Annotated in this window: 22 protein-coding genes; 19 read left to right on the plus strand and 3 right to left on the minus strand. The window is 49.2% G+C overall.

Features of this window, described 5'->3' with window-relative positions:
• The first annotated feature begins 8 nt into the window (after window positions 1-8).
• From ispC to tilS, 16 genes are all read left to right on the plus strand, one after another.
• A complete protein-coding gene (ispC, locus tag AC2A06_RS13040) occupies window positions 9-1,205 on the plus strand; it encodes a 1-deoxy-D-xylulose-5-phosphate reductoisomerase (protein WP_484380570.1) in 1,197 nt (398 codons plus the stop codon).
• Between the two features lie 480 nt (window positions 1,206-1,685).
• Complete coding sequence (ispU, locus tag AC2A06_RS13045) at window positions 1,686-2,444, plus strand: (2E,6E)-farnesyl-diphosphate-specific ditrans,polycis-undecaprenyl-diphosphate synthase (RefSeq protein ID WP_484380571.1); 759 nt, start codon at window positions 1,686-1,688, stop codon at window positions 2,442-2,444.
• Between the two features lie 9 nt (window positions 2,445-2,453).
• A complete protein-coding gene (cdsA, locus tag AC2A06_RS13050; RefSeq protein ID WP_023490020.1) occupies window positions 2,454-3,302 on the plus strand; it encodes a phosphatidate cytidylyltransferase in 849 nt (282 codons plus the stop codon).
• 31 nt (window positions 3,303-3,333) lie between these two features.
• The gene (gene rseP / locus AC2A06_RS13055) at window positions 3,334-4,689 is read left to right on the plus strand and encodes a sigma E protease regulator RseP (protein WP_484380572.1); all 1,356 of its coding nucleotides are present in this window, start codon (window positions 3,334-3,336) and stop codon (window positions 4,687-4,689) included.
• A 35-nt stretch (window positions 4,690-4,724) separates the two neighbouring features.
• The gene (gene bamA / locus AC2A06_RS13060) at window positions 4,725-7,145 is read left to right on the plus strand and encodes an outer membrane protein assembly factor BamA (RefSeq protein WP_484380573.1); all 2,421 of its coding nucleotides are present in this window, start codon (window positions 4,725-4,727) and stop codon (window positions 7,143-7,145) included.
• 162 nt (window positions 7,146-7,307) lie between these two features.
• A complete protein-coding gene (gene skp / locus AC2A06_RS13065; protein ID WP_023490023.1) occupies window positions 7,308-7,805 on the plus strand; it encodes a molecular chaperone Skp in 498 nt (165 codons plus the stop codon).
• A 4-nt stretch (window positions 7,806-7,809) separates the two neighbouring features.
• Window positions 7,810-8,832, plus strand: a complete 1,023-nt coding sequence (gene lpxD / locus AC2A06_RS13070) for a UDP-3-O-(3-hydroxymyristoyl)glucosamine N-acyltransferase (RefSeq protein ID WP_484380574.1) — start codon at window positions 7,810-7,812, stop codon at window positions 8,830-8,832.
• A 161-nt stretch (window positions 8,833-8,993) separates the two neighbouring features.
• Window positions 8,994-9,449 (plus strand): 3-hydroxyacyl-ACP dehydratase FabZ, encoded by a 456-nt coding sequence (gene fabZ, locus AC2A06_RS13075; protein WP_473197084.1) that lies wholly within the window; start codon window positions 8,994-8,996, stop codon window positions 9,447-9,449.
• A 3-nt stretch (window positions 9,450-9,452) separates the two neighbouring features.
• Window positions 9,453-10,241, plus strand: a complete 789-nt coding sequence (gene lpxA, locus AC2A06_RS13080) for an acyl-ACP--UDP-N-acetylglucosamine O-acyltransferase (RefSeq protein WP_473197085.1) — start codon at window positions 9,453-9,455, stop codon at window positions 10,239-10,241.
• 3 nt (window positions 10,242-10,244) lie between these two features.
• Complete coding sequence (gene lpxB / locus AC2A06_RS13085; protein WP_484380575.1) at window positions 10,245-11,396, plus strand: lipid-A-disaccharide synthase; 1,152 nt, start codon at window positions 10,245-10,247, stop codon at window positions 11,394-11,396.
• Entirely contained in the window at window positions 11,390-11,983 is a 594-nt protein-coding gene (gene rnhB / locus AC2A06_RS13090; protein ID WP_484380576.1) for a ribonuclease HII, read from the plus strand. The genes lpxB and rnhB overlap by 7 nt, the downstream gene beginning before the upstream one ends.
• A gap of 83 nt (window positions 11,984-12,066) precedes the next feature.
• Window positions 12,067-15,555: a DNA polymerase III subunit alpha gene (gene dnaE, locus AC2A06_RS13095; RefSeq protein WP_484380577.1), complete on the plus strand. Its 3,489-nt coding sequence runs from the start codon at window positions 12,067-12,069 to the stop codon at window positions 15,553-15,555.
• Window positions 15,556-15,567: 12 nt separating this feature from the next.
• Window positions 15,568-16,527 carry an acetyl-CoA carboxylase carboxyl transferase subunit alpha gene (accA, locus tag AC2A06_RS13100; RefSeq protein ID WP_484380578.1) on the plus strand — a complete coding sequence of 320 codons (960 nt, stop codon included), beginning with the start codon at window positions 15,568-15,570 and terminating at the stop codon, window positions 16,525-16,527.
• 242 nt (window positions 16,528-16,769) lie between these two features.
• Window positions 16,770-18,914 (plus strand): lysine decarboxylase LdcC, encoded by a 2,145-nt coding sequence (locus tag AC2A06_RS13105; protein ID WP_484380579.1) that lies wholly within the window; start codon window positions 16,770-16,772, stop codon window positions 18,912-18,914.
• An 85-nt stretch (window positions 18,915-18,999) separates the two neighbouring features.
• The gene (locus tag AC2A06_RS13110; RefSeq protein ID WP_484380580.1) at window positions 19,000-19,389 is read left to right on the plus strand and encodes a VOC family protein; all 390 of its coding nucleotides are present in this window, start codon (window positions 19,000-19,002) and stop codon (window positions 19,387-19,389) included.
• Between the two features lie 100 nt (window positions 19,390-19,489).
• The gene (gene tilS, locus AC2A06_RS13115; RefSeq protein ID WP_484380581.1) at window positions 19,490-20,806 is read left to right on the plus strand and encodes a tRNA lysidine(34) synthetase TilS; all 1,317 of its coding nucleotides are present in this window, start codon (window positions 19,490-19,492) and stop codon (window positions 20,804-20,806) included.
• A 68-nt stretch (window positions 20,807-20,874) separates the two neighbouring features.
• Here tilS and rof read toward each other — a convergent pair whose 3' ends face one another.
• A complete protein-coding gene (gene rof, locus AC2A06_RS13120) occupies window positions 20,875-21,138 on the minus strand; it encodes a Rho-binding antiterminator (protein WP_023489823.1) in 264 nt (87 codons plus the stop codon).
• Window positions 21,125-21,325, minus strand: a complete 201-nt coding sequence (locus tag AC2A06_RS13125; protein WP_037384060.1) for a YaeP family protein — start codon at window positions 21,323-21,325, stop codon at window positions 21,125-21,127. Before AC2A06_RS13125 ends, rof begins: the two co-directional genes overlap by 14 nt.
• Window positions 21,326-21,536: 211 nt before the next feature.
• On the opposite strand from AC2A06_RS13125, the gene AC2A06_RS13130 reads away from it, so the two are divergent.
• The 3 genes from AC2A06_RS13130 to nlpE are packed head-to-tail and all read left to right on the plus strand — an operon-like array spanning window position 21,537 to window position 23,231.
• A complete protein-coding gene (locus AC2A06_RS13130) occupies window positions 21,537-22,085 on the plus strand; it encodes a YaeQ family protein (RefSeq protein ID WP_023491423.1) in 549 nt (182 codons plus the stop codon).
• Between the two features lie 3 nt (window positions 22,086-22,088).
• Window positions 22,089-22,502, plus strand: a complete 414-nt coding sequence (gene arfB / locus AC2A06_RS13135) for an alternative ribosome rescue aminoacyl-tRNA hydrolase ArfB (protein WP_023491424.1) — start codon at window positions 22,089-22,091, stop codon at window positions 22,500-22,502.
• 42 nt (window positions 22,503-22,544) lie between these two features.
• Window positions 22,545-23,231, plus strand: a complete 687-nt coding sequence (gene nlpE / locus AC2A06_RS13140) for an envelope stress response activation lipoprotein NlpE (protein WP_473197092.1) — start codon at window positions 22,545-22,547, stop codon at window positions 23,229-23,231.
• Window positions 23,232-23,352: 121 nt separating this feature from the next.
• Here the strand turns inward: nlpE and AC2A06_RS13145 are convergent, their stop codons facing one another.
• Window positions 23,353-24,216, minus strand: coding sequence for a YaeF family permuted papain-like enzyme (locus tag AC2A06_RS13145; RefSeq protein WP_484380582.1), 864 nt, complete (start codon window positions 24,214-24,216; stop codon window positions 23,353-23,355).
• Between the last annotated feature and the right edge of the window lie 62 nt (window positions 24,217-24,278).

A 24,278-nucleotide genomic window follows, 5' to 3' on the forward strand; every position in this document is an offset into this window, starting at 1 on the left:
GCCTACTTATGAAGCAACTGACTATTTTAGGTTCCACCGGTTCTGTGGGTACCAGTACACTGGCGGTGGTCAGGGAGAACCCTGATCTTTTCGCGATTAAAGCACTGGTGGCTGGCCGTAATGTGGCGGTCATGGCACAGCAGTGTATTGAGTTTCGTCCAGACTATGCGGCTATGGCGGATGAAAAAGCCGCGAATGCGCTACGACTCCTGTTGGCCGAAAATGGGGTGAAAACCGAAGTATTGGCGGGCGAGCAGGCAGCGTGCGAACTGGCAGCATTAAGTGATGTCGATCAGGTTACTGCGGCGATTGTCGGTGCTGCAGGCTTACTACCGACACTGGCGGCCATTCGTGCGAGTAAACAGGTATTACTGGCGAATAAAGAGTCGTTGGTGACATGTGGTCGTCTGTTTATGGAGGCGGTCCAAAAGAGTCAGGCGCAATTACTGCCACTGGATAGTGAACACAATGCTATCTTTCAGAGCCTGCCAGAAACCATTCAGCGCCAGTTAGGGTATGGTTCTTTGGCGGAACAGGGGGTTTCACGTATCGTGCTTACGGGCTCTGGTGGTCCGTTCCGGTCTACACCATTGACGCAATTTGCCAGTATGACGCCTGATCAAGCCTGTGCTCACCCTAACTGGTCAATGGGGCGCAAAATCTCAGTGGATTCTGCCACCATGATGAATAAAGGTCTGGAGTATATTGAGGCGCGCTGGCTATTCAATGCTTCAGCTGAGCAAATGGAAGTTATTTTACATCCACAATCAGTGATTCACTCCATGGTGCGTTATGCTGATGGCAGTGTATTGGCTCAACTGGGCACACCGGATATGCGTACCCCTATCGCCCATGCTATGGCCTATCCACAGCGGGTTAATTCAGGCGTGGCTGCACTCGATTTCTGCCGTATTGGCGCGTTAACCTTCTCTGAGCCTGAACCTGAACGTTACCCTTGCCTTTATCTGGCGATTAAAGCCTTTGATGCCGGCCAAGCGGCTACCACAGCACTGAATGCAGCGAATGAAATTGCTGTAGCGGCATTCTTGCAGGAACAGATTCGTTTTACTGATATTTCAACGGTCAATCATAGCGTTGTTGAATGTTTAGCCCTGAAGGAACCTACTTCAATTGAGATGGTTTTAGACATAGACCGTCAGGCTCGTGAAGTGGCCCGTGGTATGGTTCGTACACTCTGTATTTAGTGGTTACAGTCAGCAGCAACAGGTGAGTGGCCAGAGGATTGGAGGTAAGGCATCTTAATAAGTTTTAGTTCAATCGGTTACTAGCAGTCCGCAACTGACCTAAACTTGGGTATAATAGATCGTCTGATTTTGACAGGAATGCGTGTTTGCCATGCTGTGGCTGTTTGTTCAGGCTGTTATGAGGTGTTATAGTCTTTAGGATAATTATTGCGTTATCAGCCATAATTTAAGTTGCTGGTGTGTCGCCTGTGTTACTCGACTCATTTACGGATAGGCCGAGTAACACAGTCAACATCTTGTAGATTGCACTGTAGCGAGTCAGGTAATGGATAGAGAATATTCGTCAATCCTTGCTGGGCAGCGTCAGGGTACAAGGTGGGCAGACTGAAAAGCTGTGTCAGGCACACGGCTTTTTTTGCGTATAAAGCCCAATGTCTCGGCATGGCTATGGTGTTTCTATTGAGGAAATAAGTACGAGTTATGTCGTCAGCAAATCAACAAGAAGCTAGTCAGGTAGTTCAAATGCCACGCCATGTTGCGATTATCATGGATGGCAATGGGCGCTGGGCCAAGCGTCAAGGTAAATTACGCATATCTGGGCATAAAGCTGGGGTGAAATCGGTGCGCCGTGCGGTCAGCTTTGCTGCCAGTAACCATCTGGATGCTCTCACACTTTATGCTTTCAGCAGCGAAAACTGGAACCGTCCTGCGCAGGAAGTACTGGCTTTGATGGAGCTTTTTGTTCGTGCGCTAGATAGTGAAGTAAAAAGTCTACACAAACATAATGTGAGATTACGGGTGATCGGTGATATCACACGTTTCAGCACGCGTCTCCAAGAGCGAATCCATCGCTCGGAGCAACTGACAGAGAATAACAGCGGCCTGACGCTGAATGTCGCAGCCAATTATGGTGGTCGGTGGGATATTATTCAGGGAGTGAAAGCGTTGGCTGAAAAGGTGCAGCAGGGGAGTTTGCACCCAGAGCAGATCAGTGAAGAGTTGCTCAATGAGTCTGTTTGCATGAGCGATCTCGCACCAGTAGATTTAGTGATCCGCACCGGGGGCGAACATCGCATAAGTAACTTCTTGTTGTGGCAAATTGCCTATGCTGAGCTTTACTTCACTGATGTACTCTGGCCAGATTTTGATGAACTTGTCTTTGAAGGTGCGCTAAATGCATTTGCACAACGGGAGCGTCGCTTCGGAGGTACAACACCTATTGACGCCAATGCGTCCTAGGGGGAACTTTTGCTGAAGTCTCGCCTTATAACGGCTCTGATTTTAATTCCGATTGTTATCGCTGCGCTGTTTTTTCTCGCGCCGTTAGCCTTTGGCCTGGTGACACTGGCTGTTTGCATGTTGGCAGCTTGGGAGTGGGGGCAATTGGCGGGGTTTACTTCCCGCGCCCAGCGTATTTTATTGGCCGTGTTGTGTGGCTTGCTACTGGCATTGATGATGTTCAGTGTGCAGGTTTACCCACAATCGGGTCACCCATGGTTGTCGGAAGGCCCATTGTGGCTGGCGTTGGCATGGTGGTTGATGGCCCTGGCGCTGGTGCTGTTCTACCCGAGTTCCGCAGCATTATGGCGTAACTCACGGTTATTACGCCTGGTTTTTGGCCTCTTCACCATTGTCCCGTTCTTCTGGGGGATGCTGGCATTGCGTCAGTATGGTTATGAGGAGAATCCTTTTACCGGATCTTGGCGTCTGCTCTACATCATGCTGCTGGTTTGGGGGGCGGACTCTGGCGCCTATATGTTTGGCAAGTTGTTTGGCAAACATAAATTGGCACCGAAAGTTTCCCCAGGGAAAACCTGGGAAGGGTTGATTGGTGGCCTGGTGACCTCTGCAGTGCTTTCCTGGCTATTTGGCCTTTATGCCCCTTTATCTGTGGCACCGATAACACTGTTAGTCTGTTCTGTTATTGCTGCACTGGCTTCGGTATTGGGCGATCTGACGGAAAGTATGTTTAAACGCGAAGCGGGTATCAAAGATAGTGGTCATCTGATTCCAGGGCATGGTGGTATACTGGATCGCATTGATAGTTTGACTGCAGCTGTGCCGGTATTTGCTTGTTTAATGCTGTTAGTGTTTTAATCTGTTATCGGCGGGAGACTTAAAAGGTTATATGTTAAGCGTGCTCTGGAATCTGGTGGCGTTTATTATTGCGCTAGGGATATTAATCACTGTGCATGAGTTTGGGCACTTTTGGGTGGCTCGTCGCTGTGGTGTGCGCGTTGAGCGCTTTTCCATTGGTTTTGGCCGTGCACTGTGGAGCCGCACTGACCGTCAGGGTACAGAAATTGTCATCGCCATGATCCCGCTTGGCGGTTATGTAAAAATGCTGGATGAGCGTGCTGAACCCGTTGCCCCAGAGTTACGGCACCAGGCTTTCAATAATAAACCCATCTGGCAGCGTGCGGCGATAATCAGTGCTGGCCCGATTGCTAATTTTCTTTTTGCTATTTTTGCTTATTGGCTAGTATTTATTATCGGTGTGCCAAGCTTTCGTCCAGTCATTGGGGAAATAGCACCACAATCTATAGCGGCGAACGCTGAAATTTCTCCTGGTATGGAACTTAAATCAGTCGATGGTATCGAAACGCCTGATTGGGAATCTGTTCGTCTCGCTCTGGTGACTAAAATAGGGGATGCCCAAACTGAGGTAGGAGTAGCACCGTTTGGTTCTTCACAAGCGGTGATAAAAACCTTGGATTTACGTCATTGGAGTTTTGAACCTGACAAAGAGGACCCGGTACGTTCTTTGGGCATGATCCCTCGAGGTCCACAGATAGAGTCTGTTTTAGCACAAGTACAAGTAGGCTCAGCAGCGCAAAAGGCGGGTTTACAAGTAGGGGACAGGATCGTTAAAGTCGATGGTCAGCCACTAGATCGTTGGGAAACATTGGTTAAACAGATTCTCAATAGTCCAGGCAAACCGTTGGTTTTAGAGATAGAAAGAAGCGGTAACCCCTTGTCTTTAACGCTAATACCAGATACAAAATCAGTAGGTAAAGATAAGTCAGTAGGTTTTGCAGGTATTTTCCCGAAAGTGTTACCACTGCCGGATGAGTACAAAACGATTCGTCAGTATGGACCGTTCTCGGCGCTGTATCAGGCTGGGGACAAAACCTGGCAACTGATGCACCTTACGGTCAGCATGTTGGGTAAATTAATAACTGGTGATGTGAAACTGAACAACCTGAGTGGTCCTATTTCTATCGCTCAGGGGGCAGGGGCATCAGCGGGAGTGGGGTTTGTGTATTACGTGATGTTTCTGGCGTTGATTAGCGTCAACCTTGGGATCATCAACCTATTCCCACTACCTGTATTAGATGGTGGGCATCTTCTCTTCCTGGCGATAGAAAAGCTGAAGGGGGGGCCAGTTTCCGAGCGAGTACAGGACTACAGTTACCGCATTGGTTCGATTTTGTTGGTGCTGCTAATGGGTCTTGCACTTTTCAATGATTTTTCTCGTCTTTAGGGGCGGGGACAGGTTAGGAAGAACGCATAACAACGATGGCGATGAAAAAGTTGCTCATAGCGTCGCTGCTGTTTGGCAGCGCCACCGTATACGGTGCCGACGGGTTCGTAGTGAAGGATATTCATTTCGAAGGCCTGCAACGAGTCGCCGTCGGTGCGGCGTTACTCAATATGCCGGTTCGTGTAGGTGATACCGTCTCTGATGAAGATATCAGTAATACCATTCGTGCCTTGTTTGCTACTGGCAACTTCGAGGATGTCCGCGTACTGCGGGATGGTGATACGCTGATAGTTCAGGTCAAAGAACGTCCCACCATTGCCAGCATCACTTTCTCCGGTAATAAATCGGTAAAAGATGACATGCTCAAGCAGAACCTGGAAGCCTCCGGCGTTCGGGTCGGTGAGGCACTTGACCGTACCACCTTATCCAGCATGGAGAAAGGGTTAGAAGACTTTTACTATAGCGTAGGTAAATACAGTGCCTCGGTGAAAGCCGTGGTCACGCCTTTGCCACGTAACCGTGTTGACCTGAAATTGGTGTTCGCGGAAGGGGTCTCAGCCAAAATCCAACAAATCAATATTGTTGGTAACCATGCGTTCACCACTGATGAGCTGTTAGCTCATTTCCAACTGCGTGATGAGGTACCTTGGTGGAATTTGGTGGCTGATCAGAAATACCAGAAGCAAAAACTGGCGGGTGATCTTGAAACCCTGCGCAGCTTTTATCTGGATCGTGGTTATGCCCGTTTCAATATTGATTCCACGCAGGTCAGCCTGACGCCAGATAAGAAAGGTATCTACGTCACTATCAACATTACCGAAGGTGAACAGTTCAAGCTCACTGGTGTCGTGGTTACCGGTAATCTGGCGGGGCACTCGGCAGAAGTGGCCCAACTGACCAAAGTCGAACCAGGGCAACTGTTTAGTGGCACTAAATTGACCAAGATGGAAGATAGCATCAAAAAGATGTTTGCCCGTTATGGTTATGCTTATCCTCGCGTACAGACTCAACCTGAAATCAACGATGCAGATAGAACGGTGAAGTTGCACATTAACATTGATGCGGGTAACCGTTTCTATGTTAAGCGCATCCGGTTTGAAGGTAATGACGTCAGTAAAGATTCTGTATTGCGTCGCGAAATGCGCCAGATGGAAGGTGCCTGGTTAGGCAATGAACAGGTTGAGCAGGGTAAAGATCGTCTGAACCGTTTAGGTTTCTTCGAAACGGTGGATGTAGAAACTCAACGTGTACCAGGTACAACTGATCAGGTTGATATCGTTTACAAAGTGAAAGAGCGCAACACCGGTACGCTAAACTTTGGTGTCGGTTACGGTACTGAAAGTGGTGTCAGCTTCCAAGCAGGTGTGCAGCAGGATAACTGGCTGGGTACCGGCTATTCGGTGGGGATTAACGGTACCAAGAATACTTATCAGACTTATACCGAGCTGTCGCTGACCAACCCATACTTCACCGTTGATGGTGTGAGCTTGGGCGGGCGTATTTTCTACAATGACTTTAAAGCGAGCAACGCTGATCTGTCTGCGTATACCAACAGCAGTTATGGTATCGATGGTACGCTAGGGTTCCCGATCAACGAATATAACTCTCTGCGTACCAGCTTGGGTTATGTGCACAACTCCTTGTCGGATATGAAGCCGCAGGTGGCCATGTGGCGTTACCTTGACTCGGTAGGTGAGAATCCAGGCCTTCTTAACACGGCCAGTTATAGTGCGGATGATTTCACCCTGAGCTTGGGGTGGACGTATAATAATCTCAACCGTGGCTTCTTCCCGACACAAGGTAACCGGACCTCGTTTACCACCAAGGTTGCCGTGCCTGGTTCGGACAACTCGTACTACAAGATGACCTTGGACAGTACGCAGTATGTGCCAATCGATGAAGATAAGACCTGGGTGGTGTTAGGCCGTGGCCGTGTAGGTTACGCAGATGGCTTTGGCGGTAAAGAGATGCCATTCTACGAGAACTTCTATGCCGGTGGTTCGAGTACGGTGCGTGGCTTCCAGTCCAATACCATTGGTCCAAAAGCGGTTTACTATAATTCAAATTCATTTAGCTGCCCGACTATGTCGAATGGCCAAGCTCAGGTGCTCTGTAATTCCGGCGATGCGGTGGGTGGTAATGCTACCGCCGTAGCCAGTTTGGAGCTGATTACACCAACGCCGTTCCTCAGTGAGAAATACGCGAACTCAGTGCGTACTTCGTTTTTCATTGATGCGGGTACGGTATGGGATACCAAGTGGGAAAATACCACTGAGACAACCATGTATGGGGTGCCAGACTACAGTAAAGCGAGCAATATTCGCTTGTCGGCTGGTATTGCTGTGCAATGGATGTCGCCACTGGGGCCATTGGTATTCTCGTATGCTGATCCGTTCAAGAGCTATGAAGGCGATCGCTCAGAACAGTTCCAGTTTAACATTGGTAAAACCTGGTAATCGGTTTGCTGGTGTGTAGGGCAGTTAAAAACAGAATCACAAATGTCAGGCTTAGATCATGTCATAGGGAGTGGATTTCCATTGTGGCCTGTGACAAGTCTGGCAAATTGTGTATTTCAATAGTGTCAAATGACACAAACGAGTGATGGTAAGGAGTTTATAGTGAAAAAGTGGTTATGTGCCGCAGGCCTCGGTTTAGCAATGGCTGCTTCAGCGGGCGTTCAAGCAGCAGATAAAATCGCTGTCGTTAACGTTTCCAACATTTTCCAGCAAATGCCTGCCCGTGAAGCCGTGGCTAAGCAGTTGGAAAGTGAATTCAAAAACCGTGCAACTGAACTCCAGAACATGGAACGTGATCTGCAGACTAAAATGCAGAAGTTGCAACGTGACGCTTCTACCATGAAGGCTGCTGACCGCAGCAAAATGGAGAAAGAAGTCATGGCGCAGCGTGATCAGTTCTCTCAGAAAGCGCAAGCTTTCGAACAGGACAATCGTCGCCGTCAGATGGAAGAGCGTAACAAACTCCTGACCCGTATTCAGGATGCGGTGAAAGCTGTTGCCACCAAACAAGGTTATGACGTTGTGATCGACACTAACGCAATTGCTTATGCGGGTGCTTCACAAGATATTACCGCTGAAGTACAAAAACAGGTTAAATAATAACATGTTTTCAATTCGACTGGCTGATTTAGCGCAGCAGTTGAATGCACAAATGCACGGTGATGGCGATCTCGTCATCACCGGCATTGCTTCTATGCATTCTGCACAGGCTGGGCAAATCACGTTTTTGTCAAACAGCCGTTATCAACAGCAATTGGCCGCATGTCAGGCGAGTGCCGTTGTTTTGACCGCTGCAGATTTACCACATTGTCGCAGTGCGGCGCTAGTGGTTAAAAATCCTTATTTGACTTATGCCCATTTGGCACAACTGATGGATACTACACCTACACCGGCAACCGATATTGCGCCGAGTGCAGTGATCTCGCCTGAAGCGCAGCTCGGCTTGAATGTATCCGTTGGTGCTAACGCCGTTATCGAATCTGGTGTCATACTCGGTGATAACGTGGTGATTGGTGCGGGTTGTTTTATTGGTAAATATACTCGTATTGGTGCTGGTACGCGTCTATGGGCGAATGTAACGATTTACCATGAGATTGAAATTGGTCAGCATTGCCTGATTCAATCAGGAACAGTGATTGGTGCTGATGGTTTCGGCTATGCCAATGAGCGAGGCAATTGGATCAAGATCCCTCAGTTGGGGAGAGTGATTATTGGTGACCGCGTTGAAATTGGTGCCTGTACCACTATTGATCGTGGTGCGCTGGATGATACTCTGATTGGCAATGGTGTTATCATTGATAACCAGTGCCAGATTGCGCATAACGTAGTGATTGGCGAGAACACTGCTGTTGCTGGCGGTGTTATTATGGCAGGTAGTCTGAAAATTGGCCGCAATTGTCAAATTGGTGGTGCCAGTGTGATTAATGGTCACATGGAGATTGCTGATCAGGTTGTTGTCACCGGAATGGGAATGGTTATGAGACCAATCACTGAACCTGGGGTATACTCCTCGGGTATTCCGCTACAGCCTAACAAAGTTTGGCGTAAAACAGCTGCGTTGGTGATGAATATCGACGATATTAGCAAGCGTTTAAAAGCTATTGAACGAAAAGTCGGGAAAGATTAATCACTGTTACCCACTGAGATACTGGGTATAAAATAAACGCATTGGCTTTAACGCCAACAGTGCAAAGTGATGTTAATTTGCGGCCTGCCGGATGCCCTTCTTTTGGCATAAAGCAGGCCGTGTTGTTGATACTTTAAGTTTTTAAAGACAGGAAGAGTATTTTGACTACAGACACTCATACTCTAGATATAGCAGAAATTTTGGAACTTCTTCCTCATCGTTATCCGTTTTTGCTGGTTGATCGTGTACTAGAGTTCGAAGAACATAAATATCTGCGGGCAGTGAAGAACGTATCGGTCAATGAGCCGTTTTTCCAGGGCCATTTCCCAGGTAAACCGATTTTCCCGGGTGTGTTGATTTTAGAAGCAATGGCACAGGCTACCGGTATTCTGGCATTTAAGAGTGTAGGCAAACTGGAACCGGGTGAATTGTACTATTTTGCCGGGATTGACGAAGCGCGTTTCAAACGCCCAGTGGTGCCTGGTGACCAGATGGTTATGGAAGTCACTTTCGAAAAAACTCGTCGCGGTCTGACGCGCTTTAAAGGCGTGGCAACCGTTGATGGAAAAATTGTCTGCGAAGCAACCATGATGTGTGCCCGCAGCCGGGAGGCATAATCTGTGATTGATAAAACCGCCTTTATCCATCCTGCAGCAATTGTTGAAAAGGGAGCCATCATCGGTGCGGGGGCGCATATTGGCCCTTTCTGTTACGTTGGTCCTCAGGTGGAAATCGGCGCAGGTACCCTCCTGAAATCCCATGTGGTGGTGAACGGTATTACCAAAATTGGTCGCGATAACCAGATTTATCAGTTCGCTTCCATTGGTGAAGTGAACCAGGATCTAAAATATGCCGGTGAGCCGACACGTGTTGAGGTGGGTGACCGTAACCGTATCCGTGAAAGTGTCACCATCCACCGCGGTACGGTGCAGGCGTCGGGCCTGACCAAGGTGGGAAACGATAATCTGCTGATGGTCAATGTCCATATTGCCCATGATTGCGTGGTGGGTAACTCCTGCATATTGGCAAATAATGCGACGCTGGCCGGCCATGTGGAAATAGACGACTATGCCATCATTGGTGGCATGAGTGCAGTCCATCAGTTCTGTGTTATTGGTGCTCATGTGATGGTGGGGGGGTGCTCCGGTGTGGCGCAAGATGTGCCGCCTTTCGTTATTGCGCAAGGTAACCATGCAACGCCGTTTGGTGTGAATACCGTTGGCCTGAAACGTCGCGGCTTTGATAAGGATCAAGTGCAGGCGATCCGTAATGCCTACAAAATCCTCTATCGTAGCGAGAAAACGTTGGATGAAGCCAAAGCAGAGATTGACGAATTGGCGAAAGAGCAACCGGTGGTGCAGTCGTTCCTTGATTTCTTCGCCCGCTCAACCCGCGGGATTATTCGCTGAGCTATGCAAAATCGTCCACTGACTATTGGATTGGTCGCCGGAGAAACCTCCGGTGATATCTTGGGGGCTGGTTTAATCCATGCATTGAAGGCTCATCATCCTGAGGCCCGTTTTGTTGGTGTTGCAGGGCCATTGATGCAGGCGGCAGGGTGTGAAGCCTGGTATGAAATGGAAGAGCTGGCGGTTATGGGGGTGGTAGAAGTCCTTGGGCGTTTGCCTCGTTTACTGAAGATTCGCCAGGATTTGACTCGTCGGTTTAGTGAGTTGCAGCCCGATGTGTTTGTAGGTATTGATGCGCCGGATTTCAATATTACTCTGGAAGGTCGCCTGAAAAAACAGGGCATCCGTACTATTCACTATGTCAGCCCATCAGTCTGGGCCTGGCGACAAAAACGCATTTTCAAAATTGCTAAAGCAACCAATTTGGTGCTGGCATTTCTTCCTTTTGAAAAAGCGTTTTACGACCGTTTCAACGTCCCTTGTCGTTTTATCGGCCATACCATGGCTGATGCCATGCCGCTGCAGCCAGATAAGCAAGCTGCACGTTTAGCGTTGGGTATCGCCCCCAATGCTCGCTGTTTGGCTCTGCTGCCTGGCAGCCGTGGTGCCGAAGTGGAAATGTTGAGTGGCGACTTTATCAAGACTGCACAGTTGCTACGCCACCATTATCCGGAGCTGGTGGTGATTGTGCCGTTAGTTAATGCTAAACGGCGTCAACAGTTCGAAGCTATCAAGGCTCAGATAGCACCGGAGCTCAATATTCGCCTGCTGGATGGCAAAGGGCGTGAGGCCATGGTTGCCAGTGATGCGGCGTTGTTGGCTTCAGGTACTGCGGCTTTGGAGTGCATGCTGGCGAAATGCCCTATGGTGGTGGGTTATCGGATGAAGCCTTCTACCTTTTGGTTAGCCCAGCGCCTGGTGAAAACGCCCTATGTTTCGTTGCCAAACTTGTTGGCTGGGCGAGAGATCGTCACCGAACTGTTACAGCACGATTGTGTGCCGGATAAGCTGGCAAGCGCATTGCTACCCTTGTTGGAAGAGAGTTCGCAAACCCAGCAGTTGAAGCAGACATTTCTGGCTCTTCATCAGAGTATTCGCTGTGGCGCTGACGAACAGGCTGCCCAGGCCGTGTTGGAGTTGGCAACATCATGCTAGAACCCTTTGTTTATCCTGCAGCCCGGCTGTTTGCCGGGGTAGATGAAGTTGGACGGGGGCCTCTGGTGGGGGCGGTAGTGACTGCCGCAGTGATTCTTGATCCGGCCAAACCGATTGTCGGCCTGGCGGATTCAAAAAAACTCAGTGAAAAGCGCCGTCTGGCATTGTATGACGAAATCATGGACAAAGCGTATTCCTGGAGTTTGGGGCGTGCTGAAGCCAGTGAAATCGATCAACTGAATATCCTGCATGCCACTATGTTGGCGATGCAGCGTGCAGTGGCCGGCTTGCATATTGAACCTGATATGGTGTTGATTGACGGAAACCGTTGCCCCACATTACCGATGCGTTCATTGGCGGTGGTGAAAGGGGACAGTCGAGTCGCGGAAATCAGTGCAGCATCAATCCTGGCAAAGGTGACGCGTGATCGAGAAATGGCCGAGCTCGACTTGGCTTTTCCGGAATATGGCTTTGCCCAACATAAAGGCTACCCGACGGCGTACCATCTGGAGAAGCTGGCGACATTCGGGGCTACAGAACACCATCGCCGCAGTTTTGCACCAGTCAGAAGAGTACTGGAGCAGTAATTTATCTCTTGGCCTCGTTAGGCTGAACAATCTGAGTTAACCTTGGTTCAGTTTGCTGAACCTACCTACGTTGGTATCTCGATATGGCCGAACCTCGTTTTATTCATCTTCGTGTCCACAGTGATTACTCCATGGTGGATGGGCTAGCCAAGATTGGTCCGTTGGTGAAAAGAGCAGCTGCGCAAGGCATGCCAGCCCTGGCGATCACCGATTTCACTAACTTATGTGGGTTGGTGAAATTTTATGGTGGAGCACATGGTGCTGGGGTCAAGCCGATAATCGGGGCGGATTTCCTGGTACAAAGTGACATGTTGGGTGATGAGCTGGCACAGCTTACCGTCCTTGCCGCCAACAATGAAGGTTATCAGAATCTCACCTTATTGATCTCCAAAGCCTATCAGCGCGGTTATGGTGCGATGGGGCCGATCATTGATCGTGATTGGTTAATTGAACATCGGGCGGGTTTAATCCTGCTTTCCGGTGGGCGCATGGGGGATGTTGGCAAATTTTTGTTACGGGGCAACCAGGCTCTGGTTGACCAATGCCTCGAGTTTTACCAATGTTATTTTCCAGACAGTTATTATCTTGAACTGATCCGCACGGCGCGTGCAGATGAAGAAAACTATCTGCATGCCGCTGTAGCACTGGCCACTGAACGAGGGTTGCCGGTGGTAGCCACCAATGAGGTCTGTTTTCTTGTAGAAGATGACTTTGACGCCCATGAGATCCGGGTGGCGATCCATGATGGTTTTACCTTAGATGACCCCAAACGACCACGAAACTACAGCCCACAGCAGTATCTGCGTAGTGAAGATGAAATGTGTGAGCTGTTTGCTGACATTCCAGAAGCCCTACTCAACAGTGTCGAGATTGCTAAACGCTGTAATGTGACCATCCGCTTGGGTGAGTATTTCCTGCCACAGTTTCCTACCGGGGATATGACCACTGAAGACTTCCTGGTGGTGAAGTCTAAAGCCGGGTTGGAGGAGCGTCTTGAGTTCCTGTTCCCAGACCCTGAAGTTCGCAGCCAACAGCGTGTTGAGTATGATGAACGCCTGGATGTGGAGCTGGAAGTCATCAACCAGATGGGGTTCCCGGGCTACTTCCTGATCGTTATGGAGTTCATTCAATGGTCGAAAGATAATAACGTGCCTGTTGGCCCTGGGCGCGGTTCTGGTGCAGGCTCGCTCGTGGCTTATGCGCTCAAAATCACCGACATTGATCCTCTGGCGTTTGACCTGCTGTTCGAACGTTTTTTGAACCCTGAACGTGTTTCAATGCCCGATTTCGACGTTGATTTCTGTATGGAAAAGCGTGATCAGGTGATCGAGCACGTCGCTGATATGTATGGCCGTGAAGCGGTATCACAGATTATTACCTTTGGTACCATGGCGGCGAAAGCGGTAATTCGCGATGTGGGGCGTGTGTTGGGGCACCCTTACGGTTTTGTGGACCGTATTTCCAAGTTGGTCCCCCCTGACCCCGGCATGACGCTAGAGAAGGCGTTTGCCGCAGAACCGCAACTCCCAGAAATTTATGAGGCCGACGAAGAAGTCAAAGCGTTGATCGATATGGCGCGCAAACTGGAAGGGGTGACGCGCAACGCCGGGAAACACGCCGGGGGGGTGGTGATCGCACCCACCAAAATTACTGACTTTGCCCCGCTATATTGCGATGCGGAAGGCCAGCATCCAGTTACCCAGTTTGACAAGAACGATGTGGAATATGCCGGGCTGGTAAAATTCGACTTCTTGGGGCTGCGTACCCTGACCATCATCGATTGGGCGTTGGAGATGATCAATGCCCGTCGCGCTAGAAGTGGGCTGGAGCCAATAGATATTTCTGCTATCCCACTGGATGACAAGAAAAGTTTTGACATGCTGCAGCGTTCGGAAACCACGGCGGTGTTCCAGCTTGAATCCCGTGGCATGAAAGACTTGATCAAACGCCTCAAGCCTGACTGTTTTGAAGATATGATCGCGCTGGTGGCGCTGTTCCGGCCTGGGCCATTGCAGTCAGGTATGGTGGATAACTTTATCGACCGTAAACATGGCCGAGAAGAGATCTCCTATCCTGATATCCAATGGCAGCATGAGTCGTTGAAACCGGTGCTAGAACCCACCTATGGCATTATCCTGTATCAGGAACAGGTCATGCAGATTGCCCAGGTTCTGGCGGGGTATACGTTGGGCGGTGCAGATATGTTGCGCCGTGCCATGGGTAAGAAAAAGCCGGAAGAGATGGCGAAGCAGCGTTCAGTGTTTGAGGACGGTGCGAAAAGCATGGGCATCGACGGCGAACTGTCGATGAAGATTTTTGACCTGGTAGAGAAATTTGCCGGTTACGGCTTCAACAAATCTCACTCAGCAGCCTATGCACTGGTGTCATACCAGACGCTGTGGTTGAAAGCTCACTATCCCGCGGAGTTTATGGCGGCGGTGATGACCGCTGATATGGATAATACCGATAAGGTCGTCGGGCTGGTGGATGAGTGCTGGCGCATGGGGTTAAAAATTCTGCCGCCGGACATCAATAGTGGGCAGTATCATTTCCATGTTAATGGCGAAGGTGAGATTGTTTACGGCATTGGCGCGATTAAAGGTGTGGGGGAAGGGCCAATAGAGGCCATTATCGAAGCCCGTAATAGTGGGGAGCAGGGCTATTTCAAGGACCTGTTTGACCTGTGCGCCCGTACTGATACCAAAAAACTCAACCGTCGGATACTGGAAAAACTGATTATGTCCGGGGCGTTTGATCGCCTGGGGCCACACCGTGCTGCACTGATGAATTCGCTGAATGATGCACTGAAAGCAGCCGATCAACATGCTAAAGCGGAAGCCATAGGTCAGGCGGATATGTTTGGCGTATTGGCAGAAGCGCCAGAGCAGGTTGAGCAATCTTACGCGAATGTCCCGCGCTGGCAGGAACAGGTGGTGCTCGATGGTGAACGGGAAACCTTGGGGCTCTACCTTACTGGCCATCCGATTACCCAATATTTGAAAGAGATTGAGCGTTATGCGGGCGGGCAGCGGCTGAAAGATATGCACCCGACCGATCGGGGTAAAATGACGACGGCAGTCGGGTTGGTAATTGCTTGTAAAGTGATGATGACCAAACGGGGTAATCGCATTGGCATCTGTACACTGGATGACCGTTCTGGCCGCTTGGATGTGATGTTATTTACCGATGCATTGGAAAAATACCAGCATTTATTGGAAAAAGACCGTATCCTGATTGCGAATGGACAGGTCAGCTTTGATGACTTTAATGGTGGGCTTAAAATGACAGCCCGTGAACTCATGGACATCAGTGACGCCCGTGAAAAATATGCCCGTGGGCTTGCTATCTCGCTAACGGACAGGCAAATTGATGAACAGCTTTTGAACCGTCTCCGTCAGTCTTTGGAACCTCATCGCTCGGGGACGATTCCAGTGCATCTCTACTATCAACGGGAAGATGCACGAGCCAGACTACGCTTTGGTGCAACCTGGCGCGTGACACCCACTGACCGCTTGTTGATTGATTTGCGGACCTTGGTAGGTAATGAGCAGGTTGAACTGGAATTTGACTAAAATAGGAACACTATGAGTCTGAATTTTCTTAATTTTGAACAGCCGATTGCAGAGTTGGAAGCGAAAATTGACTCGCTGACCTCAGTCAGCCGTCAAGACGAAAAGTTAGATATTAATCTAGATGAAGAGGTTGAGCGATTACGCGAAAAGAGCGTTGAGCTGACACGCAAGATTTTTTCTGATCTTGGGGCTTGGCAGATTGCCCAACTCGCCCGTCACCCACTGCGTCCTTATACGCTGGATTATATCAAGTATATCTTCACTGATTTTGAAGAGTTGGCAGGTGATCGTGCCTATGCCGATGACAAAGCCATTGTGGGGGGGATTGCGCGGCTCGATGGCCGCCCGGTGATGATCATTGGTCATCAGAAAGGGCGTGAAACCAAAGAGAAAATTCGTCGTAACTTTGGTATGCCGGCACCGGAAGGTTACCGTAAGGCGTTACGCCTGATGGAAATGGCTTCCCGTTTCAAAATGCCACTGATTACTTTCATTGATACTCCTGGTGCTTATCCAGGCGTGGGGGCGGAAGAGCGTGGTCAATCGGAAGCTATCGCGCGTAATCTGCGTGAAATGTCCCGCCTGAATATTCCGGTGATCTGTACGGTCATTGGTGAAGGAGGATCCGGTGGTGCGCTGGCGATTGGCGTGGGTGATAAAGTCAATATGCTGCAATACAGCACTTATTCGGTGATTTCGCCAGAGGGTTGCGCTTCCATTCTGTGGAAAAGTGCCGATAAAGCGCCGATTGCCGCGGAAGCCATGGGTATTACGGCTCCACGTTTGAAAGAGTTAAAGCTGATCGATTCGGTGATCCCTGAGCCACTGGGTTCTGCACATCGTGATGTTCCCGCCATGGCGGCTGCGCTGAAGGCACAGTTGCTGGCGGACCTGGCGGAATTGGATAATCTGAGTAACGAAGAATTGCTCAATCGTCGTTATCAGCGGTTGATGAATTACGGTTACTGCTAATATTTAGTAGCAGGTTAACAAGGGTGTTGGCGGTGTTAGCAGGTTTCCCCTGGTAGCCCTCAGCACCCTTGTCGTTTGTGTCTACCCGTTGCCATTCAAGCGGCAGTGGTGTTGGTTACGTGCGTTCACCCTAGTCACATAGTTTACCTATGCTCCTACGGATTTACGCCCTTGCCGCCTAACTGTAACTCGAATGAACTTGGGACATAAGCCAGTGGTGGCTAATTAACAGGATAGATTCGATGAATATCATTGCAATCATGAGCCCGATGGGCGTTTATTACAAAGATGAGCCCATCCGGGAGCTGCACACTGCCCTGGCTGCAATGGGATTCCAACTGGTCTATCCCAAAAATAGTGGCGACTTGTTGAAGTTGATTGAGGACAATGCGCGCATTTGTGGTGTGATTTTCGATTGGGATGATTACAGCCTTGAATTATGCAGCGAAATCAACGATCTCAATGAGTATTTGCCACTGTATGCCTTTATCAACACGCATTCGACGTTTGATGTCACCCTGCACGAAATGCGCATGGTGCTCTATTTCTTTGAGTATGGCCTGAGTACGGCCGATGATATCGCCCAACGCATTCGGCAGTATACCGATGAATATATTGATACCATCACACCGCCACTAACTAAGGCGTTGTTTACCTATGTGAAAGAGGGGAAATATACTTTCTGTACCCCGGGCCATATGGGGGGGACGGCATTTCAGAAAAGTCCGGTAGGCAGCCTGTTTTATGATTTTTTTGGTGCCAACACCTTAAAGGCCGATATTTCAGTTTCGGTAACGGAACTGGGTTCATTACTTGATCACAGTGGGCCGCATTTGGAAGCAGAAGAGTATATTGCCCGTACTTTCAATGCAGAACAGAGCTATCTGGTCACCAATGGCACCTCTACTGCCAACAAGATTGTCGGGATGTATGCCATTCCGGCGGGGCGTACCGTGCTGATTGATCGCAATTGCCATAAATCCTTATGTCATTTGTTGATGATGTGCGACATCGTGCCCATTTACCTGCGTCCATTGCGTAATGCGTATGGCATTTTAGGTGGCATCCCTCAGCGAGAGTTTACCCACGATAGCATTGCCAAACGGGTGGCAGAAACCACCAATGCCAGTTGGCCAGTGCATGCGGTGATCACTAATTCGACCTATGATGGTCTGTTGTACAACACGGATTACATCAAACAGACGTTGGATGTAGCATCGATACACTTTGATTCAGCATGGGTACCTTACACCAATTTTCACCCGATTTACGCTGGCAAAAGTGGCATGAGTGGCGAGCGTATTCCAGGTAAGGTGATTTATGAAACACAATCGACACATAAACTGTTGGCGGCTTTTTCACAGGCTTCAATGATCCACATTAAGGGTGACTACGACGAGGGTACCTTTAATGAAGCCTATATGATGCATACCACCACTTCTCCGCATTATGGCATTGTCGCTTCGATGGAGACCGCCGCAGCGATGCTGCGTGGTAACCCTGGGCGCCGGATCATTAATCGTTCAGTAGAGCGAGCATTGCATTTTCGTCGTGAAATACAACGCTTGCGAGATGAGAGTGATAGCTGGTTTTTTGATATCTGGCAGCCAGAAAAAATCGATGAGGCAGAGTGCTGGCCACTGGATCCTGATGATAACTGGCATGGTTTCGGCCATACCGATGCTAATCATATGTATCTGGACCCCATCAAGGTCACCATCTTGACGCCTGGCATGAATGAACTGGGGGAGTTGGAAGATTCAGGTATCCCTGCCGCCCTGGTGGCCAAGTATCTTGATCAACGCGGGATTGTGGTTGAAAAAACCGGACCTTACAATTTGCTGTTTTTGTTCAGTATTGGCATCGATAAAACCAAGGCTATGAGCCTGCTGCGTAGTCTGACCGATTTCAAACGTGGCTATGATCTCAATTTATTAATAAAGAACATGCTGCCGGATCTCTATGCAGAGGATCCTGATTTTTACCGTAATATGCGCATTCAGGATCTGGCGGCCGGGATCCATAAATTAATCTGCAAGCATAATTTACCTCACTTGATGTTGTGCGCATTTGATGTGTTACCAGAGATGAAACTGACCCCTTACCAGATGTTCCAGCAGCAGGTGAGTGGTAATGTGGAAACCTGCGAGATTTACCACTTGATCGGCAGGGTTTCCGCCAATATGATCTTGCCCTATCCACCTGGCGTGCCTTTGGTGATGCCTGGCGAGATGATCACCGAAGAGAGTCGCGGCGTGCTCGATTTTCTGCTGATGCTGTGTTCAATTGGTGAACATTATCCCGGGTTTGAAACCGATATTCACGGAGCCAAATTGACTGAAGATGGTCGTTATCTAGTGAATGTTTTGAAAACAACCGTGGTTTGATGGCGTCATCGCTTATCTTTTGGTCCTGAAGGCATTTTTCAGGTGGATGGCAACATAGTGGATGGCAAAATAGTGGAGTTTATTTATGTTGGCTTTGCAGCAAGTTCACCATATCGCGGTGATAGCGTCTGATTACCCGGTCAGTAAACATTTTTACTGCGACATTTTAGGGTTTACCCTGTTAGCAGAGGTCTATCGTCAGGAGCGAGATTCGTGGAAAGCGGATCTGGCACTGAATGGTCAATATACGATTGAGCTGTTTTCGTTCCCATCACCGGCTGCACGGCCTAGTCATCCAGAGGCCTGCGGCCTGCGCCACTTGGCGTTCAGTGTGGCAGATATTGATGCGGCAATAGCCCATTTACAGGCGGCAGGTGTCACCTGTGAAGCGGTACGTATTGATCCCTATACCCAGTCCCGCTTTACTTTTTTCAATGATCCAGATGGGTTACCGCTGGAATTATATGAGCTTTAGTTTATTCAGGCTGTGAACTGTAATAAACACGGTGAACTGTAATAAACACTGTTAACTGTAATAAATACAATGATGATAGGGTGCAAACTCTGCGCAATCGATGAATACGAATCCGCTTGTTAGGCAAATCAGAGATTTTCTGGGGAGTGAGCGCCAACTCTTGGTGGCGTTTAGTGGGGGGTTAGACTCCACGGTATTGCTGCATTTGTTGGTTCAATTGCGCCAACAGCAGCCGGATTTAGTGTTGCGTGCGGTGCATGTTCACCATGGGTTGAGTCACTTTGCCGATAGCTGGGTGGCGCATTGCCAACAACAGTGTGAGTCTTGGCAGATTCCGCTGGTGGTTCAGCAGGTAACGGTGGATGGTCGAGCCGGGGGGATTGAGGCTGCGGCCAGAGCGGCGCGATACCAGGCTTTTAGTGCCACCCTGTTGGTAGGTGAAGCTCTGCTGACGGCACAACATCTTGATGACCAATGTGAAACCTTTTTGTTGGCTTTAAAACGGGGTAGCGGTCCGGCGGGGCTTTCTGCTATGGCGGCAAGAACGCATCTGGGAAATAATTTCTTGCTGCGGCCATTGTTGCCGTTCTCACGCCAGCAATTGGAGCTTTACGCACAGCAGTATCAACTTAGTTGGATCGAGGATGACAGCAACCAGGACTGCCGTTTTGATCGTAATTTTTTGCGCCTGAATGTCCTGCCCTTATTGAATCAACGTTGGCCACATTTTGCCGCAGCAACGGCACGCAGTGCCAGCTTATGTGCAGAGCAAGAGCAACTGCTCGATGAGCTGCTAGCAGAGCAGTTGGCCTTGTTGCTGGATCAACAGAATTCACTGGCTATCACCGGGTTACAAACGTGTTCAGATGCCAAGCGTTATGCGTTGTTACGCCGTTGGATCGCCTTGTTTGGTGTATCTCTCCCTGCGCGCGATGGTTTGCATAAACTTTGGCATGAGGTGGCTTTGAGCCAGGCTGATGCAGAACCGCAATTACAATTAGGTGACTACCAGATTCGTCGTTTCCGTCAGCGCTTGTATCTACTGCCGCGGATGCGTGATTTGAGTGAAAAACAGTTACCTTGGCAATGTGATGCCGATGCTGCCTTGGTATTGCCTGATGGGTTGGGTACCTTGTGGGTTGGTGAGGGTGAATGCCGAGTGCGAGCACCGCAGCAACATGAACAGGTCAGTGTTCGTTTCGCCGCTACAGGGCGGGTACGTATCATCGGCCGTAGTGGATCAAGACCTATAAAAAAATTGTGGCAGGAGTTGGGTGTCCCCCCCTGGCTGCGTCAACGTACTCCGTTACTCTATTATGATGAGCAGTTGATTGCCGCTATTGGCCTGTTTATTACCGAAGAGGGGCAAGTGCCTGCCGGGGAGCTGGCTTATCGCTTTCGCTGGCAGCAAGAGTAACCGCTATTGGCTGAAAATGAGAAGGGCAGCCTAACGGCTGCCCTGTAGTGATTAAATTACCGGCCTGGTCAATCGGAAAGACTGACGACAATGGTACCTATATCTGGATGGCTAAAACTGCCGATATGGTCCAGACGTATATCCCGTTGACTCCCATTTTGCTCGATGGTGAGATACTCCACGCGCTTCTTTTGCAACAGGTCGAGGGCTTTCGCTTCGATGATTTCCCCGTCGCGTAACGCCAATTTCAGAATATACTTATGCTGACAGGCGAGTTCTAAGTTGTCGTAGTCATCACAATTGATGGGGTGGTATTCATCATTTATCAACATAGTCGCTCACCAATAAGTTAGCGGCGGCAAAAGCCGCCTGTTCTCTAATGGAGGACGATAGCTCGCTATTTGCTGCCACTTCGTCCAATGCCTTTAAAACGCAGGCTAACGCATCAGGCACGTAACCCAGATCCCCACTGCCGATCTGAGCATAAAAACGGCGTACTAACTCACAATATTGTTGCACAATATCCTCCTTCAAGATCTGTCTATTACCGGCATACCGCAGGGAATAGAGAGAGATACTCGGAGTTATATCCTATCTAGACGACTATAGCACAGCTGTTGTTGAGTTATTAAGTCTTGGTAACGGCTTTCTAACACCCATCTTTATCGCTGTACTGGCTGCTAACCGCCTGGATCAAGTACACTGTCAGCGATTAATAATGAGGTTACCCATGGCGCTGAAAGCAACCATTTACAAAGCTACGGTCAATATCGCTGATATGGATCGCCATTTTTACCACGATACTACGCTCACGTTGGCTCAGCATCCTTCAGAAACGGAACAACGTATGATGCTCCGCTTACTGGCCTGGATTTGTCATGCGGATGAACGTCTGGTCTTTACCAAGGGGTTGAGTGCAGAGGACGAACCAGAGATTTGGCAACGGAACGACCATAATGGGCTAGAAATGTGGATTGAGTTGGGTTTGCCGGATGAGAAGCGGATTAAAAAAGCCTGTAACCAGTCGCCTAGGGTGGTGCTCTATGCTTATGGTGAACGTGCAGGATACGTTTGGTGGCAAGGGATGCAGGGTAAGGTGGCGAACCACAAGAATCTGACCATTCGTTTTCTTGATGATAAGCAATTGTCACAGTTGGCGGCATTAGCCAACCGTAATATGACGCTACAGGCGACTTTGCAGGAAGGGACGATTTGGCTTTCTGATGCTCAGAATAGTTTGGAAATTCAATTTGCCCAGTGGCAGCAAGCGCAGGATTAATAGGTGTTAGCACTGTCAAAAAGCCGGATGATCCCGGATAATGAAATAGAGTTAACGGCGATCCGTGCCCAAGGGGCGGGTGGTCAACATGTTAATAAAGCCTCAACCGCGATTCACTTGCGTTTTGACATCCGAGCATCTAGCCTGCCAGACTATTATAAACAGCGGTTACTGGCGTTTAGTCATCATTTAATCACTACCGAGGGGGTGGTGATTATTAAAGCTCAGGAGTATCGCAGTCAGGAGTTAAATCGTGAGGCGGCGCTGGCCCGGTTGATGGCGTTGATTCAGCAGGCGATGGTGGTTGAAAAGACTCGCCACGCAACCAAACCCAGCAAAGGGGCAAAGTTGCGTCGTCTGGAAACTAAAGTGCGTAAGGGCGCGGTTAAAGCGCTACGTAGCAAGGTTCATCCGTAGGTTATACTCAGGGTAAAAATAAATTACAGCAGGAGAGTCACGGTGAAGACAATAACGATTGCTCTGTTCTTAGCGGCAGGGGCCCTTTCGTTGATGGGGTGTAATAATCAGTACCCGGCTAAAGAACAAGCACTGCAGCCGATGCAACAAAGTTATCAAGGCTTATTGCCTTGTGCGGATTGCAGTGGCATAGATACCTCGCTATTTCTTGATGAAGATGGAACCTTTGTTCTACAGCAAACTTATCGTGGTGCTAAAGGCGGTGATCAAACGTTTACCAGCCATGGTACTTGGGCACGTACTGCAGATAAGCTGACATTAACCGAGAGCAATGGTGAAAAACGCTATTTTCACCCGGAAGGTAAAGTGTTGAGAATGCTTGACCGAAGTGGTGCTCCGATTGTATCCCAGCTGAATTATGTGCTGTCACCGGTAAGCAAGCCCTTACCACAGACCTCAATGCCACTGACGGGGCTCTATACCTATCTGGCAGATGCCGCGGTATTTAAAGATTGTGTGACCGGTAAAACCTTCCCGGTGGTTAATAACATCGCGTTAGAAAAAGGCTATCTACAGGCTCGTAAGGCACCGGGCGAACCGGTATTTCTCATGTTGAATGGTCATTTCAGTGTGCAGCCTTCCATGGAAGAGGGGCGGACGATAAAGTCGCTGGTCCCTGAACCGAACGGTAAATTTACGTTTGACAATAGCAAGAGTTGTGCTCATTGATCGCATTTAAGCTGATTGAATCTTGAGCGTTTTATCCCGTGCACCGTAAGAAAAACTCGGTGTTCTTAGGGGGTAGGGATATCAACCTGAAATTTTCAGGATCGCTTTTTATGATCGCAAGTCAGGGTACTTTGGTCTGATTCGCTAACTGTGAAGGGGATTCCATTGCTGAAGAGTGATCATTGTCTGGCACTTTTGAGCGTAAATAAATCCCTGGTTTGATGTGACCGATATAATGCAGCGACTGACTGGGTGCTAAGGTGGCAATATCGCCTTGTCGCATATGCAGTAAATCCCCTGGGCTCACCCAGCCCGCTTTAGCTAACGTAATGGGTTGCCCGGCATACTCGAAAGCAGCAAGGACAAACTCTGAACAGAAATAGCGGGATTCACCATTGGAGGGGGTCGCGAGTTGCGCCTCGGCCATGCCTTTTACGCATTGTTGGCGAAAATCCTGCGAGAACGGATTTAATGAACAAAGTCGTTTTGTCACCATAAAGGGCATCATCTCGACTATCCCTCGATAGTTATATTGACTGCCTAACTTTTGTTGAGCAAATTCACGGATTTTAATGGCTTGTTCTGCGGTTAATCCTGGCATACGTAAAGCGAACAACTTGTCACTATGCGCGCGCATCTCTTCCAGCGTGATAATCTGCACACCGGCACCTACCGACTCAGCGACCTGCCCATGACCAATATAGATAGCGACATGGCTGACCGAGGAAGCACTGAACAGGCGGATCCCGAGTGATGTCAGGCCAATGGAGGAGGAAAACAGCAAATCCCCTTCTTGCAGATCAGCCTGATGGATTTCATGGTAGGTGTTGCCCTGAATGGAACTGATCGATTGAAATCGCACATCTACGGGCTGGGCAGACTTTGATTGCTCTTTTTCTGACAAGGCAATATCCATAGTACAGCCAGTGAGTAACATCGGTAGCAGAGCAATCAGGTAGAGGGGGGATTTGCACGACAATGTCATTATTGAGTCCTTTGCTGGCCTGCTTCCTGAGTAGAGCACCCTGTATTACGGGTGCTCTAGAT

The organism is Serratia sp. HNCC26DJ244 (assembly GCF_057180565.1).